The organism is Virgibacillus kekensis, assembly GCF_042654125.1.
GTDB lineage: Bacteria > Bacillota > Bacilli > Bacillales > Amphibacillaceae > Lentibacillus > Lentibacillus kekensis.
The window spans coordinates 232,570-247,377 of the sequence record NZ_JBHSFU010000006.1 but is presented as its reverse complement, the minus strand read 5'-3'; the positions used below and the strand labels follow the sequence as shown (position 1 = coordinate 247,377).

Annotated in this window: 11 protein-coding genes and 1 other annotated feature; of the genes, 8 read left to right on the top strand and 3 right to left on the bottom strand. The window is 41.7% G+C overall.

From position 1 onward, the window contains the following. The first annotated feature begins 672 nt into the window (after positions 1-672). Together spoVID and ACFO3D_RS12160 are read left to right on the top strand one after the other, a co-directional pair. Positions 673-1,722, top strand: coding sequence for a stage VI sporulation protein D (gene spoVID / locus ACFO3D_RS12165; RefSeq protein ID WP_390296334.1), 1,050 nt, complete (start codon positions 673-675; stop codon positions 1,720-1,722). Positions 1,723-1,785: 63 nt separating this feature from the next. Next, on the top strand, positions 1,786-2,796 hold the full coding sequence (locus ACFO3D_RS12160) for a phosphotransferase (RefSeq protein ID WP_390296332.1): 1,011 nt from the start codon (positions 1,786-1,788) through the stop codon (positions 2,794-2,796). Here the strand turns inward: ACFO3D_RS12160 and ACFO3D_RS12155 are convergent. Then, a complete protein-coding gene (locus tag ACFO3D_RS12155; protein WP_390296330.1) occupies positions 2,793-2,981 on the bottom strand; it encodes a hypothetical protein in 189 nt (62 codons plus the stop codon). The two genes, ACFO3D_RS12160 and ACFO3D_RS12155, sit on opposite strands and share 4 nt — an antisense overlap. Before the next feature lie 120 nt (positions 2,982-3,101). After that, positions 3,102-3,347: a binding site (T-box leader), on the top strand. Positions 3,348-3,391: 44 nt separating this feature from the next. On the opposite strand from ACFO3D_RS12155, the gene ACFO3D_RS12150 reads away from it, so the two are divergent. Continuing rightward, the gene (locus ACFO3D_RS12150; RefSeq protein ID WP_390296328.1) at positions 3,392-6,037 is read left to right on the top strand and encodes a valine--tRNA ligase; all 2,646 of its coding nucleotides are present in this window, start codon (positions 3,392-3,394) and stop codon (positions 6,035-6,037) included. Positions 6,038-6,059: 22 nt separating this feature from the next. Here the strand turns inward: ACFO3D_RS12150 and ACFO3D_RS12145 are convergent, their stop codons facing one another. Beyond that, positions 6,060-6,944: an ATP-grasp domain-containing protein gene (locus ACFO3D_RS12145; RefSeq protein ID WP_390296326.1), complete on the bottom strand. Its 885-nt coding sequence runs from the start codon at positions 6,942-6,944 to the stop codon at positions 6,060-6,062. Then, positions 6,941-7,849: an ATP-grasp domain-containing protein gene (locus ACFO3D_RS12140; protein WP_390296324.1), complete on the bottom strand. Its 909-nt coding sequence runs from the start codon at positions 7,847-7,849 to the stop codon at positions 6,941-6,943. Before ACFO3D_RS12140 ends, ACFO3D_RS12145 begins: the two co-directional genes overlap by 4 nt. Positions 7,850-7,924: 75 nt before the next feature. On the opposite strand from ACFO3D_RS12140, the gene ACFO3D_RS12135 reads away from it, so the two are divergent. The 5 genes from ACFO3D_RS12135 to ACFO3D_RS12115 all read left to right on the top strand — a co-directional run bounded on the left by ACFO3D_RS12135 (position 7,925) and on the right by ACFO3D_RS12115 (position 14,800). Beyond that, positions 7,925-9,208 (top strand): bifunctional folylpolyglutamate synthase/dihydrofolate synthase, encoded by a 1,284-nt coding sequence (locus tag ACFO3D_RS12135; protein WP_390296322.1) that lies wholly within the window; start codon positions 7,925-7,927, stop codon positions 9,206-9,208. Between the two features lie 109 nt (positions 9,209-9,317). Further along, positions 9,318-11,045, top strand: a complete 1,728-nt coding sequence (locus tag ACFO3D_RS12130; RefSeq protein WP_390296320.1) for a sensor domain-containing diguanylate cyclase — start codon at positions 9,318-9,320, stop codon at positions 11,043-11,045. Between the two features lie 668 nt (positions 11,046-11,713). After that, positions 11,714-12,631: an SPOR domain-containing protein gene (locus tag ACFO3D_RS12125; RefSeq protein WP_390296318.1), complete on the top strand. Its 918-nt coding sequence runs from the start codon at positions 11,714-11,716 to the stop codon at positions 12,629-12,631. Positions 12,632-12,828: 197 nt separating this feature from the next. Further along, positions 12,829-13,518, top strand: coding sequence for a RadC family protein (gene radC, locus ACFO3D_RS12120; RefSeq protein ID WP_390296316.1), 690 nt, complete (start codon positions 12,829-12,831; stop codon positions 13,516-13,518). Between the two features lie 241 nt (positions 13,519-13,759). After that, positions 13,760-14,800 carry a rod shape-determining protein gene (locus ACFO3D_RS12115; RefSeq protein WP_390296314.1) on the top strand — a complete coding sequence of 347 codons (1,041 nt, stop codon included), beginning with the start codon at positions 13,760-13,762 and terminating at the stop codon, positions 14,798-14,800. Positions 14,801-14,808: the final 8 nt, after the last annotated feature.

Below are 14,808 nucleotides of genomic sequence, written 5' to 3'. Positions count from 1 at the left end.
AGTTGAATACCGAACTCAATCCAGCCAATCAGCTGCATAATAAACTCTAACTTTTGGGGGTAACCACCTATGGGGGTGACTTTTTTAATTAGGCATTTGTCGTTGCTCATTAATTTTACAGTTGAGGTAAAGTGCAACGTAGTGAATTTGGGATCCGCTTACTAACATTAGGCTAATGAAATTGCTTTATCATCGCTACGGAAATACACTCCGCTTTCACCGCTCTGGGTGCAAGTACGACATCTGCTCATAAATTCGCAGTGTCTCCTTCGCCGCCGGGCGGCTGTTGAGCCTCCTCATGCTTCGCACTTCAGGGTCTCACCGATGCCTCTTCTCCCGCAGGAGTCTCCGTGTATTTCCTTCGCTGGTTTCGCTGGTATTGTTTTTTCAACTCCGTAAGAATGGGTTATTTCTAAGTTAGAACCATAAAAGATTAACACACTATTATGGTTGATTAGAGCGGAGGAGAGACGACTCCCGCGGAAAGCGACTGCCCGAAGCGGAAATCAACCTTGCTGTTACGTCGCAGTTTATGATTTTTGTATCTTATAAACAGCTTTTTATTTAATTGGCATGGTTTTCTTATAGGAAGCATATCCTCTAAAAACGAGTCATATAGTTGAATTAAGGCATATAAGTTATATGGAATATATGTTGAAGGGAGGAAATTATTTGTCTAACGAACATGAGGTTTTCACGTTTGATCTGGATGAGTCCCTTTATTTTGAAGAGGGACAGGAAGTTGCAGAGATGATGGGAATTTCACTTGACCCGGAAATTTCCATTCAGCCATTCAATGACTATATTTCCATACGGGGAGTAATTGAGCTTCACGGTACTTATCAGAAGGAAGAAACGGTGAAAAGGGAGGAAAGTGAACGGGAATCATTTGATTTTGACAGTTATCATTCACGACGATATATCGAGAGAGTTGTCGAGCTGGAGAACGGGTTGTCTGAATTTGTGCACCGTTTTCCGGTTGAAATCTCTGTCCCCGCATATCGAGTAGCTGATTTGAATGACGTAACGGTAAACATAGAATCATTTGATTATGAAATTCCCCGTCATAATCATTTAAAGTTGAATTCTAAAATCGAGATTCATGGAATTCGTGACACCAGAGGAGAGACTCCTGTTGCCGAAAATCACACTGAAGAAAGTGATGAATTTCTCCCATCTGAGGAGAGTAAGTTTGAGTTCGATATTAAATCAGTAAAAGAAGGGGAAAAAGAAGACTCTCCCGAAAGCAGGCCTGAGCCAGATTATACCTCTTTAGTATCACTGGAGCCTGATTATGTTGATGCCGGTGAAGACAAGGAAGTAGTTAAGGACAGATGGAAGTACAAAAAGTCACAATCACTAGCTGAGTTTTTTGATAAAAAAGAAGCTTCAGTTGAAAAAAGTGCAGAGAGCCAGAGTCATGAAGAATCCTCTCATGCAGTAGAATTTCAAGGCACAGAATCTGACGAGTCCTATGAGGTGGAGGAAAGTCGTTCAGAAGAGAGAAAAGATGCTTCGTATCTCGCTGACTTATTCCGTTCTGAGGAAGAAGACAGTTATGCGAAAATGAAGCTTTGTATTGTCCAAGAAAAAGATACGGTTGAATCAATTGCCGAACGGTATGAAATATCACCGCTGCAATTGGTTAAGCAAAACCATCTGCTTGATGAGAGTATTGAAGAAGGACAGTTACTTTACATCCCTTATAAAAAAAGGAACTAGCCATAATACCCCTTGCTCTAAACAGTAAGGGGTATAAGTCTGAAAAGGCAGGTGAATATTGAGATGGATTCCATTACAGAAATTGCTAAGGAATATGGAATCAGGCCTTATCATGTAAACAAGATAACGGAAAAAGTACATATGCTCAATGACGGCCGTCAGCGATATGTGGTTAAGCGAAGCAATCTGACAGAAGAGACCCTGCCTGTCTGGGAGCGCGTCTATCACGAGGCAGCGGCTAAAAAATTAGCATATATAGCACCGGTCTGCCTGACAAATAATAATAAGCTTTATGTTGAACATTCGAATGCATTCTTTTATATGTCCCCATGGCTAGCCGATAATGAAAGCAGTCCTGAAGATCTTGTGAAATCAGCTATGGATGTACTTGGAAGAATACATGCCACCACCGCCAACTGTGTTTCCATTCAGCATAACCCTGTATCAAAAAGATTTAAGGAATACCAGCAGTCGTGCGAGGGTTTATATGAAGAATCTTTGCATGTTGTAGTAGCGTTCGAAAAACAGAGATACATGTCGCCGTTTGAACTTCTTGCCTGTACACAATTCCGGATATTCGATGAAACACTTAAGCGAATCGGGAGACATACAGCTGACTTTCTGGACAATCTGGAAGAGGACCCGGTATGGAACTATAGTCTCTGTCATGGAAAACCTGACCTTTCCCATGTTGTTAGGCGGGAGTATACCTGCTTTGTGAATTGGGATAATGCCGGATATGAGAATCCGGTTTTTGATCTTATATTTTTTATAAAAAGTCTGGTACGGGATTTCCATATTTCTTTTGCTGCTCTAAAGGAGGCTACAAGATCCTACCTGGAGCAAAACAGGCTATCAGAGAAAGAACTCCATTTGGCAGCGATTCATCTCCTGAATCCTTTTCCATATATTAAATTGCTCCAGCACTATGCAGAATCGCCGTCTGCTGATACTATGGTTAATCAGACAAAAACACTTAAAATTGCAGGCCGAGAACTCCAATTTGGGCTTGATTGGTCAGAGTTTGTATACCGGGAAATAGCTTTAGGGTTTGACGCCGAATCAAGCGATTAAATCCACTCTAGATAAAATGCGATAAACACCCCTACAAGTAAACCTAAAAGAAATACATCGAGCGTTGTCGGGAAGAACAGAGTCCGGATTAACTGGAAAATTAAAATCGGAAGGGTTACTCTTTCGATTACAATTATACAGCGCAGTGCCCATGGCGGAAGTCGGTAGCGGTAATACCTCGCCATTTTTTATCACTCCTTGTTGTATTTTTTATATACTATGTATAAATGAAGGTGTTTTGTGCAATTCATATACTAATAATAGTTGATTTTATTTTCAGTAACGGATAAAATGGAAAATAATATTAAAATGCGATGACAGGGAAGAGTACATTGCAATTGCCTTACAGAGAGGGAATGTCTGGTGGGAATTTCCCAGGTACAATTGTTTTGGAAGGTCACCCCTGATGCAGCTTCTTTGAAACGAGGGATTATTTTATTCTTCATAGTAGGAGAAGCCGGTTGTTGTCCGTTATCAATACACGAGTGCACAAGCTTCTTGGGTTTGTGAACAAAGGTGGTACCACGGAATAATATCTTTTCGTCCTTTATTGGATGAAAGGATTTTTTTATTGCATTTAAAAGGAGGATATAGGATGAGCGACGAGACAGGGATTTCAATGTCTTCAAAGTACAACCCCCAGGAAATAGAAAAAGAGCGGTACAGGTTTTGGGTGGAAGGAAAGTTTTTCGAGGCAAAAGGCGATAAGGAAAAAGAGCCATTTTCAATCGTAATTCCGCCACCGAACGTTACCGGAAAGCTTCATCTGGGCCATGCTTGGGATACAACTATGCAGGATACCGTTTCAAGAATGAAGCGGATGCAGGGGTATGATGTTTTATGGTTGCCTGGGATGGATCACGCAGGAATTGCTACTCAATCAAAGGTAGAGGCTAAGCTGAAGGAGCAGGGGAAAAGCCGGTATGACCTTGGCCGGGAAAAGTTCCTCGAAACAGCTTGGGAGTGGAAGGAAGAATATGCTGATTTCATTCGGGCGCAGTGGGAAAAGTTGGGACTAGGGCTTGACTATTCTCGCGAACGTTTCACCCTGGATGAAGGCTTATCTGATGCGGTACGGGAAGTTTTCGTTACCTTGTATAAGAAAGGTCTGATCTACCGCGGCGAGTATATTATCAACTGGGATCCACAAACAAAAACAGCTCTTTCTGATATTGAAGTTATTTATGAGGAAGTTCAAGGCAAATTTTATCATATGCGCTATCCGATTAAGGATAGTGAGGAGACTATAGAAATAGCAACCACACGTCCTGAAACCATGCTTGGTGATACGGCGATTGCTGTTCACCCTGATGATGACCGGTATAAAAATCTTGTAGGCAAAACTGTTATTTTACCGATTGTCGGGCGAGAAATTGAAATTGTAGCCGATGAGTATGTAGATATGGACTTGGGTTCAGGGGCTGTTAAGATTACACCAGCACATGATCCGAATGATTTTGAAATCGGAAACCGCCATAATCTTGAGCGTGTACTCGTTATGAATGAAGATGGCACCATGAATAAAAATGCTGGAAAATATGAGGGGCTGGACCGATTTGAATGCCGGAAACAAATAGTCAAGGACCTTCAGGACATGGATGTTCTCTTCCGAATTGAAGAGCGTGTTCACCAGGTTGGGCATTCTGAGCGCAGCGGCGCGGTTGTGGAACCGTACTTGTCCACACAGTGGTTTGTTAAGATGCAACCACTGGCAGATGAGGCAATTGCGCTTCAGCAGCGTGAAGAGAAAGTTAATTTTGTGCCGGGACGTTTTGAACGAACTTATTTGAACTGGATGGAAAATATCCGTGACTGGTGTATCTCCCGTCAGCTGTGGTGGGGTCACCGGATTCCTGCCTGGTACCATAAGGGTACTGGAGAAGTTTATGTAGGCAAGGATGCTCCAGAGGATATTGAAAACTGGGAACAGGATACGGATGTTCTCGATACGTGGTTTTCTTCCGCACTGTGGCCGTTCTCCACAATGGGCTGGCCGGATACAGAGGCAGAGGACTTTAAACGCTATTTCCCGACCGATGTACTGGTAACCGGTTATGACATTATCTTTTTCTGGGTGGCACGTATGATTTTCCAGTCAAAAGAGTTTACTGATCAGCGGCCGTTTAAAGATGTACTTATTCACGGACTCATTCGAGATGCTGACGGACGAAAGATGAGTAAATCACTTGGTAACGGCGTAGACCCGATGGATGTAATCGATAAGTATGGTGCAGATTCACTTCGCTACTTCCTGCTGACCGGCTCTACTCCCGGCCAGGATTTACGATTCCATTGGGAGAAAGTGGAGTCAACTTGGAACTTCGCTAACAAAGTATGGAACGCATCCCGTTTCTCTTTGATGAACATGGAAGGATTCACATATGAGAACATCGATATTTCAGGCGAAAAATCACTGGCTGATAAATGGATTTTAACCCGGTTAAATGAAACAATTGAACAGGTTACACGGAATACCAACAAATATGAGTTTGGTGAAGCTGGCCGTTACTTGTATAACTTCATTTGGGATGAATTGTGTGACTGGTATATTGAAATGGCAAAACTGCCACTATACGGGGATGACGAAGCAGCGAAAAAGACAACAAGATCAGTACTTGCATATGTCCTGGATCAGACAATGCGAATGTTGCATCCGTACATGCCATTTATAACCGAAGAGATCTGGCAGCAACTGCCGCATAAAGGTGAATCTATTACTGTTGCGGCTTGGCCAGAAGCAAAAGAGGAGTTCCACGACGAAGCTGCTTCCCGTGAAATGGATAGGTTGGTGTCTATTATCAAGTCGGTTCGTAATATCCGTGCAGAAGTAGACACACCAATGTCCAAGCAGGTAAAACTTTTAATTCAGGCGGAGAATAAGGATGTTCTGCAGGAACTTGAGGCTAACCGAAACTATCTGGAACGTTTTTGCAACACGAGTGTACTGACAGTTAGTACTAAAATTGATGCACCTGAAAAGGCAATGTCAGCAGTCATCACTGGTGCTGAGCTATACCTTCCACTCGAGGGACTTATCGATTTCAACAAAGAAATTGAGCGTCTGGAAAAGGAACTGGATAAATGGACTAAAGAAGTCGAGCGTGTCCAAAAGAAGCTTGCCAATGAAGGCTTTGTTAATAAAGCACCACAGGCAGTGGTAGATGCAGAAAAACAAAAAGAAAAGGATTATTTGGAAAAACAGGCTAAAGTTAAAGCGCGGCTGGCTGAAATAAAATCCTAAAATAGAAAAAGCGGAAAACCAATCATGGGTTTCCGCTTTTTTGTCGATCAGTAATTGTGTTTTTAATATGAGCGACATATTTTTCAAGGATATTTATATCACTCACCGCACTTAGTGTGCGTGATCCAACCACGTCTTCAATTTCATTTAGGAGAAAACCTCCCTGATCGTCAAGCAGGAAGTCAATTCCTATCATCCCGAAATCAAATGCATTTACAATGGTAGAAATCAGGCTGACCTCGTTGTCGTTTAATGCATACCAGCTGGCACTCCCGCCTAGCTTGAAATTTGACCTGAAATCATTGTCACTTGCTCTTAATACCGCTCCAACAATCTCTTTTCCGATAATAAAAACCCGTACATCCCGCCCTGTCTGAATGTTTTTCATTGACTGGACAATCAACTGGGGCGAGGAGTTTTGTGCTAGTCTCATGTCCCATTCGTCGTTGTTATGGATTAGGTAGACCTGTCTTCCCCCACGTCCATGGGGTTCCTTCATCACAAACGGATATTCCAAAGGTGGAGTGTCGGGGGGATGACTGCCATTAATGAAAACTGTGTCGGTCATCGGAATGGATAACTGGTTCATATGAAAATGGGTTAACGCTTTATCATTAAAAATCGTAGCAACCTCAGAAGAATTGAATACATTTATCCCAAGAGACTCCAGGAATCTGTTTAACATGGGATCAATAGTTCTGACTACCGCGAAGTCCGGAAGATTGATTTGGCGGTTTTTATGCAGAACGGTTTGATGATTATCAGCTATCCCGATTGTGAGCTCCTCCCGCAGTATGAGTTCAAGCAAAATTCCCTGCAGCTCTGCTTCGTTGATAAACCACTCAATATAAGAACTGTTCTGTTCCATGTCAGCTTTATTATATATCAGCCAGCCGTTTTGGTTCATGAGTGTTCACCGCCCGGCAGTGTTTTTAAGATATGACTTATTATGAAATCGGCCGCGTTTATCCCGGTGCAGTCATATAAATTCCGTATGTGAGCATTGGAATTAATTTCACATATAATTGTTGTATCGTCCGGTCCGAACAACAAATCAACACCAGCAAAATCGGCTCCAATGGCTTTCGCTGCTGCAATGGCGGTTGATTTTTCCTCTGTGGTGGGGTGGTAATTCTCCATGGTGCCTCCAGCTGTGACATTAGCTCGGAAGTCATCGGCCGCAAATCGAGCCATTGCCGCCACTACATTGTCACCAACAACCTGCAGACGGATATCTCTACCGCTGCTTGAGGAGACGAATTCTTGCAGCATAAAAGGACGGCCCTGAAGCGCGTGGACCTTAGTATGCAGTTCATCACTGGAATGGACAAGATAGACTTGTTCACCGAATGATCCGAAAGCTTCTTTTATGACCATGGGAAATCCAAGAGTGTCTGCAGCCTGGTCAAAGTCGGTTGGTTTAAATGTATCTGTCCTTACAAATACTTTTGGTGCCACAACGGTCCGGGGTACCGGCAGCCCTTGCGCAGCCATTGCCTGATATGTGGCGATTTTATCATCACTGGTTTCTATGGTCCGAGCACTGTTATAAACCCTGACGCCAAGTAATTCCAGTTGTCGGGCCAAGTAAATATCCTTATCTGTAAATACCACAAAGTCCGGTAAGAGGTTATTGGGATTATTGACTATTCCAAGTTCATCGGTTGATAAAAGTGACAACAATTCATTATTTTTGTATATTTCTGTATGTACATCCTGTCTTTGAGCTGCTTCATGAATCCATTCAGCGAAGTCTCTGAACTTGGCTCCGGGAAGATACCCGTTGTAAATTATCCATCCTTTAAGGTTCATATAAAATAATTTCCTTTCTATTTATCAAAACGTTATGATAAAAAAGTTAGATTACTATAAAAGAGGTGAAGTCCGTTGTTTGAAAACTACCAGCAGGCAGATGATTTTTTAAAAAACAGGGCGCAATATGGAATGAAACCAGGTCTAGATCGTATCAATACCCTGCTAAAATTGCTTGGCAACCCTCAGAAGAGGATAAAAGCAGTACATATCGCAGGGACGAATGGAAAAGGATCCACCGTTCAGTTTTTGAAACATGCCCTGATGCAAAATGGATATCAAGTTGGTGTATTCACTTCTCCTAGTTTCGATGGGTTTCCAGGACATATTTTTTTAAATGAGCAAATGATTTCGGATACTAATCTGACAATGCTCCTCAATGAAATCCAGCCCTATATTGAACAGTTGGATCAAGAAGGAAATCATCCAACCGAATTTGAAATTATTACGGTCGCAGCGTTTATGTATTTTGCCCAAGTAGCTGACATTGCATTGATTGAAGCTGGAATGGGTGGAAGAGAAGATACAACGAATTGCTTCCTACCTATGCTTTCCATTATAACAAATGTAGCCATGGACCATACTGCTTTTTTGGGAAAGACAATTGAAAAAATTGCTTACCAGAAAGCCGGTATTATTAAAGAGAGGACCCCTGTTATTTCCGGAGTTGGCGATGGGGATGCCCTTCAAGTCATTAAGGCTGAAGCACATAAAAATAAAGCACCGTTATATCTTCTAAACAAGGACTTTACATATACACCTATACCTGAAACTGCTGATGAGCAAGTATTTGTGTGGAAATCAGAAGCTATCAGGGAGGTAAAAGTATCATTGAAAGTTGATGGGGAACACCAGGAGAGAAATGCTTCGCTTGCTGTAAAGGCATTGGAACTTCTTCAGTCAATGGGCTTTAATACAAAATGGGACATTAACCTGAAAGCGCTGAACAGGACGCAGATCCCGGGGAGGTTTGAAAAAATCCATAATAATCCTATTGTCATACTTGATGGGGCGCATAATCCTGCTGGGGTGACAGCCTTTGTTGACACGGTTACAAAGAACTTCCCTGATTACGAGAGACACCTGATTTTTGCAGCTTTTAAAGATAAGGATATCAGTAATATGCTGAAAATGCTGGTTCCTCACTTTACCACAGTGACCCTGACGACGTTCGACCATCCTAGGGCAGCAGACATAAAGCAACTGAGGAAATATATGGATTTAAATCATGTGAAAGTAGTTGGTGACTGGGAGGAAACTGTCAGTCAACTCGAAGATCAGCAGATCAATAGGTGCTATTTTTTTACCGGTTCTCTCTATTTTATCAAAAATGTCAGAAAATACTTTGAAAGGTTCTGAAAAGTATAGTAATATATAATTATCCGAAAGTTGCTGAACTATGAAATCAGTCGGTGTTGAAAATGCTGAAATGAGTCCATTTTCCCTTGATAGGAGTTGCGGTTAATATATGGTAACCAGAAACAGAAAAATTATGGTATGGGTATTATGGGCTGCTCTATGGCCCGCCATCTTATGGCTGGCTTATGAATTTTATTATATTAATATTGATGGTCACTTGGTGGATATCTTTTTGTTCGCGCTGTTTATGGGCCTTGTTGCCTGGTTTCCGCTAATTATTAATAATAATCCTATATTCCTAGTTAACGGAATTAGCATTGCAGTGTTTTTGACATTTGGACTGTTTGCAGAAATTTTGCTGACCCAAATTGCCATTATAGTCGTCTTGCTTAAAGTGGGGATTAGAAAAAAAGACAGTTTTCGCTATCCGCTCAATATGCTTCTATTCTCACTTGTATCTATTTTAGCTGCCGAATTATTCATACTGCTTGGCGGCACACATGATATGGGCCGAATAGAGAGCGGTGTTCAGTTTCTGGCTATTGCCGGCTATGCAGTCACTATCTTTATTCTTAATCATATTCTTACCAAGTTGACCGATAAAATAGTCTATCAGCGGAAAGTGAAGTTTTTTGATGAGGGGCTGAGATGGGAACTCACTTCTTCTCTCCTGATTATTCCAGTAGGTTTTGTACTTTACGTGCTTTATATGGAAATCGGCCGGGCGGGAATATTCTATCTTGGGATTCCATTTGTGTTTATTTCTGTTATTTTCATGTTGCTATATTCCTCGAAGGAAATTAACAGGTATCTTGAAAAAACAGGTATAATCGGTCATCAGCTTACAAAACGGATGGTGCTTGACGATGTCTATGACATTTTTATTGATGAATTAAGTGACCTTATGCCAATTAATTATGCTTATATCTATATGGTTAACGGGAACAAACTTCAACTTGAAAAGTTTCGTGATATTCATAAGAGCACGGAGGCGGAGTTTGAGTCATTGGAACGCAATGAAGCTTTTAGTGGCAAAGTATGGGCAAGTGGTAAACCAATTATGTACAACCAAGCCGATGAGTGGCAGGATGTTAAAAGTGGAAAAATACCAAATAGTACGGAAAGCGTGTTGTCGATTCCAGTAGAGTATGGAGAAAATATAATCGGGGTTGTGACCGTTGAATCCAGAAAGAAAAAGGCTTTTGAAAAACTGCATTTTCAGATACTGGATATTCTGACAAACTATTTGGGTGTTGCTTCTGAAAATGCCAGAAACTATGAGCGGACCAAGGCGGAAAGCGAAAAAGACCAGCTAACACAATTATATAACTTCAGATATCTGGAGAATCAGATTGATACGTATTATAATTCGCTGAGGCTTACTGGCAGTCAGATGGAATTCTCCCTCTTGCTGCTGGACCTAGACCATTTCAAAAAAGTAAATGATACATATGGACATGAAGCCGGAAACGAGATTCTTTGCCAGGTTGCTGAGCGACTTACTGTACTGGTAGGTGATAAAGGAATCCCTGCTAGATATGGGGGGGAAGAATTTGTGATATTTCTGCCAGAGTCCGGGCTAAATGAGGCAACAATAATCGCTGAAAAAATACGTTCCGGTATTGCGAATAAACCTTTTACTGTTCGAAAACATATTTTTGATATAGATGAGCCTCTTGATGTATTGGTAACACTGAGCTTAGGGCTAGCAGTTTATCCGCTACACTGTGAAACCCCTGAGGAGCTTGTCAGGCATGCAGACAGGGCCATGTATATAGGAGCGAAAAGGATGGGAAGGAATAGAGTTGCTGTATACGAAGATCTGAAAACTTCCTAACTCTTAAAGGAGGTTGGTTCAAAACTAACACTTTGCTTTCCAGATACTAACGAATTAGGATGGGAAGCTTTTAATGTTACCCTCTTATAGTTGGGCTTTATTTCAAAGTTGATATAAAATGCGAAGAAGTGAAAAATCAATGCTTAACTCGAACTCACGATTAATAAGTGCGTCTTCGTCGCTACGGAAGTACACTACGCTTTCCACGGGCGGCTGTTGAGCCTCCGTTGAGCTAACGCTCTCCGGGGTCTCATCGAGGCCTCTGCTCCCGTAGAAGTCTCCGTGTATTTCCTCCGCTGGAATAAGGCTGATTTGTACTGTATTTACATTGACCTCTTAATCTTTTCACATAGTGAACATATATTAGCGAAGTATTCTGCCGGAGCGAAGCTTCGCCGTTACTTCGCAGTTTATAGATTATACGAAGGCATTCTAACATAAGATTCGAACTATCTTACTGAAGATAGTTTGGATCTTATGTTACTTATACACATTTATCCTAGCCTCCTTTTAGTTGGCGGATAAGATCTTATTCGGAATTATATAAGTTTCGCTGCGAAATTTGCGATATTATGAAGGAATTTTTCCTGAAAGTGTGTCATGAATCGTCTTACTTTTTAGTAGTGATGTGGTAGAGTCGAATAAACTGACACATGGAGGGAACACGGATGGTAAAGAAAAGCAGCGTAACAGTATGGATTAACGGCAAAAAAGCAAAAAAAGATCAGACTGACCATCCAGACGAACCATACAACATCAGTGATTTTAAAAAAGAACATGCAGCGGCAATCGAGGAATCCGACAATGAAGTGCCGACGCATATCCGGAGGTATAGTGATCAGGAACCACAGTTTACCGGGAAGCTCGGTTTTCGGAAATTAAAGCCAATTATTATGGCAGCTCTTTCAGCAGCAGTAATCGGATCATTCCTGGGGTTTTTTATGCTTAATATGTTTGTTGATATAGATACTGGGATGAATGCGCAAGGGCCTTCTGTCCCAGCAGCTGCTGAAGATTCTTCCGATAAGAAGGATAACAACGGAAACTCCGCTGGACAGGAAGCTGGTTCGTCTTTCACGATTGAAGCAAAACAGGCATATGTACTCCAGGCAGGTAAGTTTGATAGTGGGGAAAATGCAGAAAAATTGGCTGCTGCCTTCAGGGATGAAGGATTCTCCCCAATGATTTGGGTAAAAGATGATTTTCATTATGTACTGGCGGGCCTTGGAAATTCTGAAGAACAGGCAAAACAGCTTGCTGCTTCATTTTCCAGTAAATTGCTGGAGGTGTATGTAAAGGAGTGGAATACGCCATCATTTGAGACCAAACTTTCAGCTGCAGAAAAAGAGTGGTTTCAGGCATTTGAAAAACAATGGAGTGATTCGCTGATCGGGTTAAGCAGGCAGGAGACAGTGACGAAAGATGACTGGAAGGATCTAATAGGCAATACACCGTCAGACACTAATCATGTAAATGCACTGACTGATACATTAACTAAAATTTTTGAGGATCTGAACACCCCCACTAAATGGGAGGGACAGCAAGTTCTATTGAACTTATGGTATCAGACCATGTCACTGAAATGAGTATACAACTATATGATGGGTTGAACAATCTATGAAAGTTTGATTTTACGTTAGCTCCTACTGAAGTAAATTGAAAATTCTTCAGTTGAAATCTTAATAACCAGTACTAAGAAAGCAATAGAAATGCTCTTTTGTTAAGTTGTTCATTTTTCTTTTTATAGCTACTATTAAAATAACTTAACAAAGGAGGAGCATGGATGACCTTATCAACCATAATGATTAAAGATGTTCCAAAGGAAGACAGACCCCGGGAACGTTTGCTCAAATTGGGGGCTGGTCACTTGTCCAACCAGGAGTTGCTTGCAATACTTCTTGGAAGCGGAACAAAAAAAGAATCAGTCATGACACTGGCTCATCGAGTACTTATGCATTTTGAAGGGTTAAATTTGCTTAAGGACGCAACAATTGAAGAACTGACTGCCATTAAAGGGATTGGCGAAGCTAAAGGGGTGCTATTGCTGTCTGCACTGGAACTTGGCAGGCGGATGAATCAGTATAAACCTGTTGACCGATATGTAATCCGCTCTCCCGAAGATGGGGCAGATTATGTAATGGAAGAAATGCGCAATCTAAACCAGGAGCACTTTGTTGTCCTATTCTTAAATACAAAAAATCAGATCATTCACCGACAAACAATTTTCATCGGCAGTCTGAATGCCTCCATCGTCCACCCCCGAGAAGTTTTCAGAGAGGCGGTAAAACGCTCTGCAGCTTCCATCATTTGCGCCCATAATCATCCCTCAGGAGATCCAAGCCCTTCCCAGGAGGATATACATGTCACACGGCGGCTTGTGGAATGCGGTAAAATGATCGGCATTGAACTTTTGGACCATTTAGTAATTGGTGACCGCAAATTTGTTTCCCTTAAAGAAAAAGGATACTTATAACACTATCTATTTTATTGTTTTTTTCGTATAATTGAATAGGAAGTCAACATCTCGCGCCAGTTTCCGACTACTAGAAGAAATTGGCGCTTATTATGATTATATTATACAGATTGGGAATTTTACTTTAGAATGGATAAATGTTAAAAATTTGCGCTGAAGGGTCTTTGCAGCACATAGAATATATAAAGACAGCTAAGCTGCATACTACTACTGATTTTGTTATTGGGAAAGGAAGATTTTTTTGGGAGGATTCAGTTTTTCACAGGACCTGGGAATAGATCTGGGAACCGCAAATACCCTTGTTTTTGTTAAAGGAAAAGGAATAGTTGTACGTGAACCAACTGTAGTTGCAAAAAACATCCAGAGTGGTGAAGTGGAAGCAGTTGGTAGTTCGGCACGCAACATGATTGGGAGAACACCGGGTAATATTTCGGTTGTCCGTCCGATGAAAGATGGTGTGATTGCTGATTATGATACGACGGCAGTTATGATGAAGTACTACATCAAAAAGGCAATGCGCAATCGTTCTATGTTTGCTAAAAAGCCTAATGTTATGATTTGTGTACCATCCGGAATTACCATGGTGGAAGAACGTGCTGTTATTGATGCTACGAAGCAGGCGGGAGCTAAGGATGCTTTCCCTATTGCTGAACCTTTTGCAGCAGCTATTGGGGCAGGTCTACCAGTATGGGATCCAACTGGAAGCATGATTGTTGACATAGGTGGCGGGACCACCGAGGTTGCGGTTATTTCACTTGGTGGTATTGTAACCAGCAGATCTATCAGAACTGCCGGCGATGATATGGACGAAGCAATTATTACTTATATCCGTAAACATTATAACCTCATGATTGGGGAAAGATCAGCCGAATCCATTAAGATGGATATAGGCAGTGCCGGAGAAGTTGCCGAGGATACCGAAATGGAAATCAGAGGACGTGACCTGCTGACAGGTCTTCCAAAAACCATAACTATAACAGCCAAGGAAATTGCTGTGTCATTAAATGATACAGTCGAGGCGATTATTGAGGCTGTTAAGGATACGCTTGAAAAAACACCTCCGGAACTCGCAGCAGATATTATGGACCGGGGAATTGTACTTTCAGGTGGCGGAGCATTGCTTCGAAACCTGGACAAAATGATTAGTGATGAGACGAAAATGCCTGTATTTGTAACTGAAGAGCCGCTTGACAGTGTGGCAATCGGTACAGGTAAATCTTTGGAATACATTCAACACTTCCGTTCCCATCCGAATGTATCATCTCGTCCTACAATCGAGTAGGCGGGTGT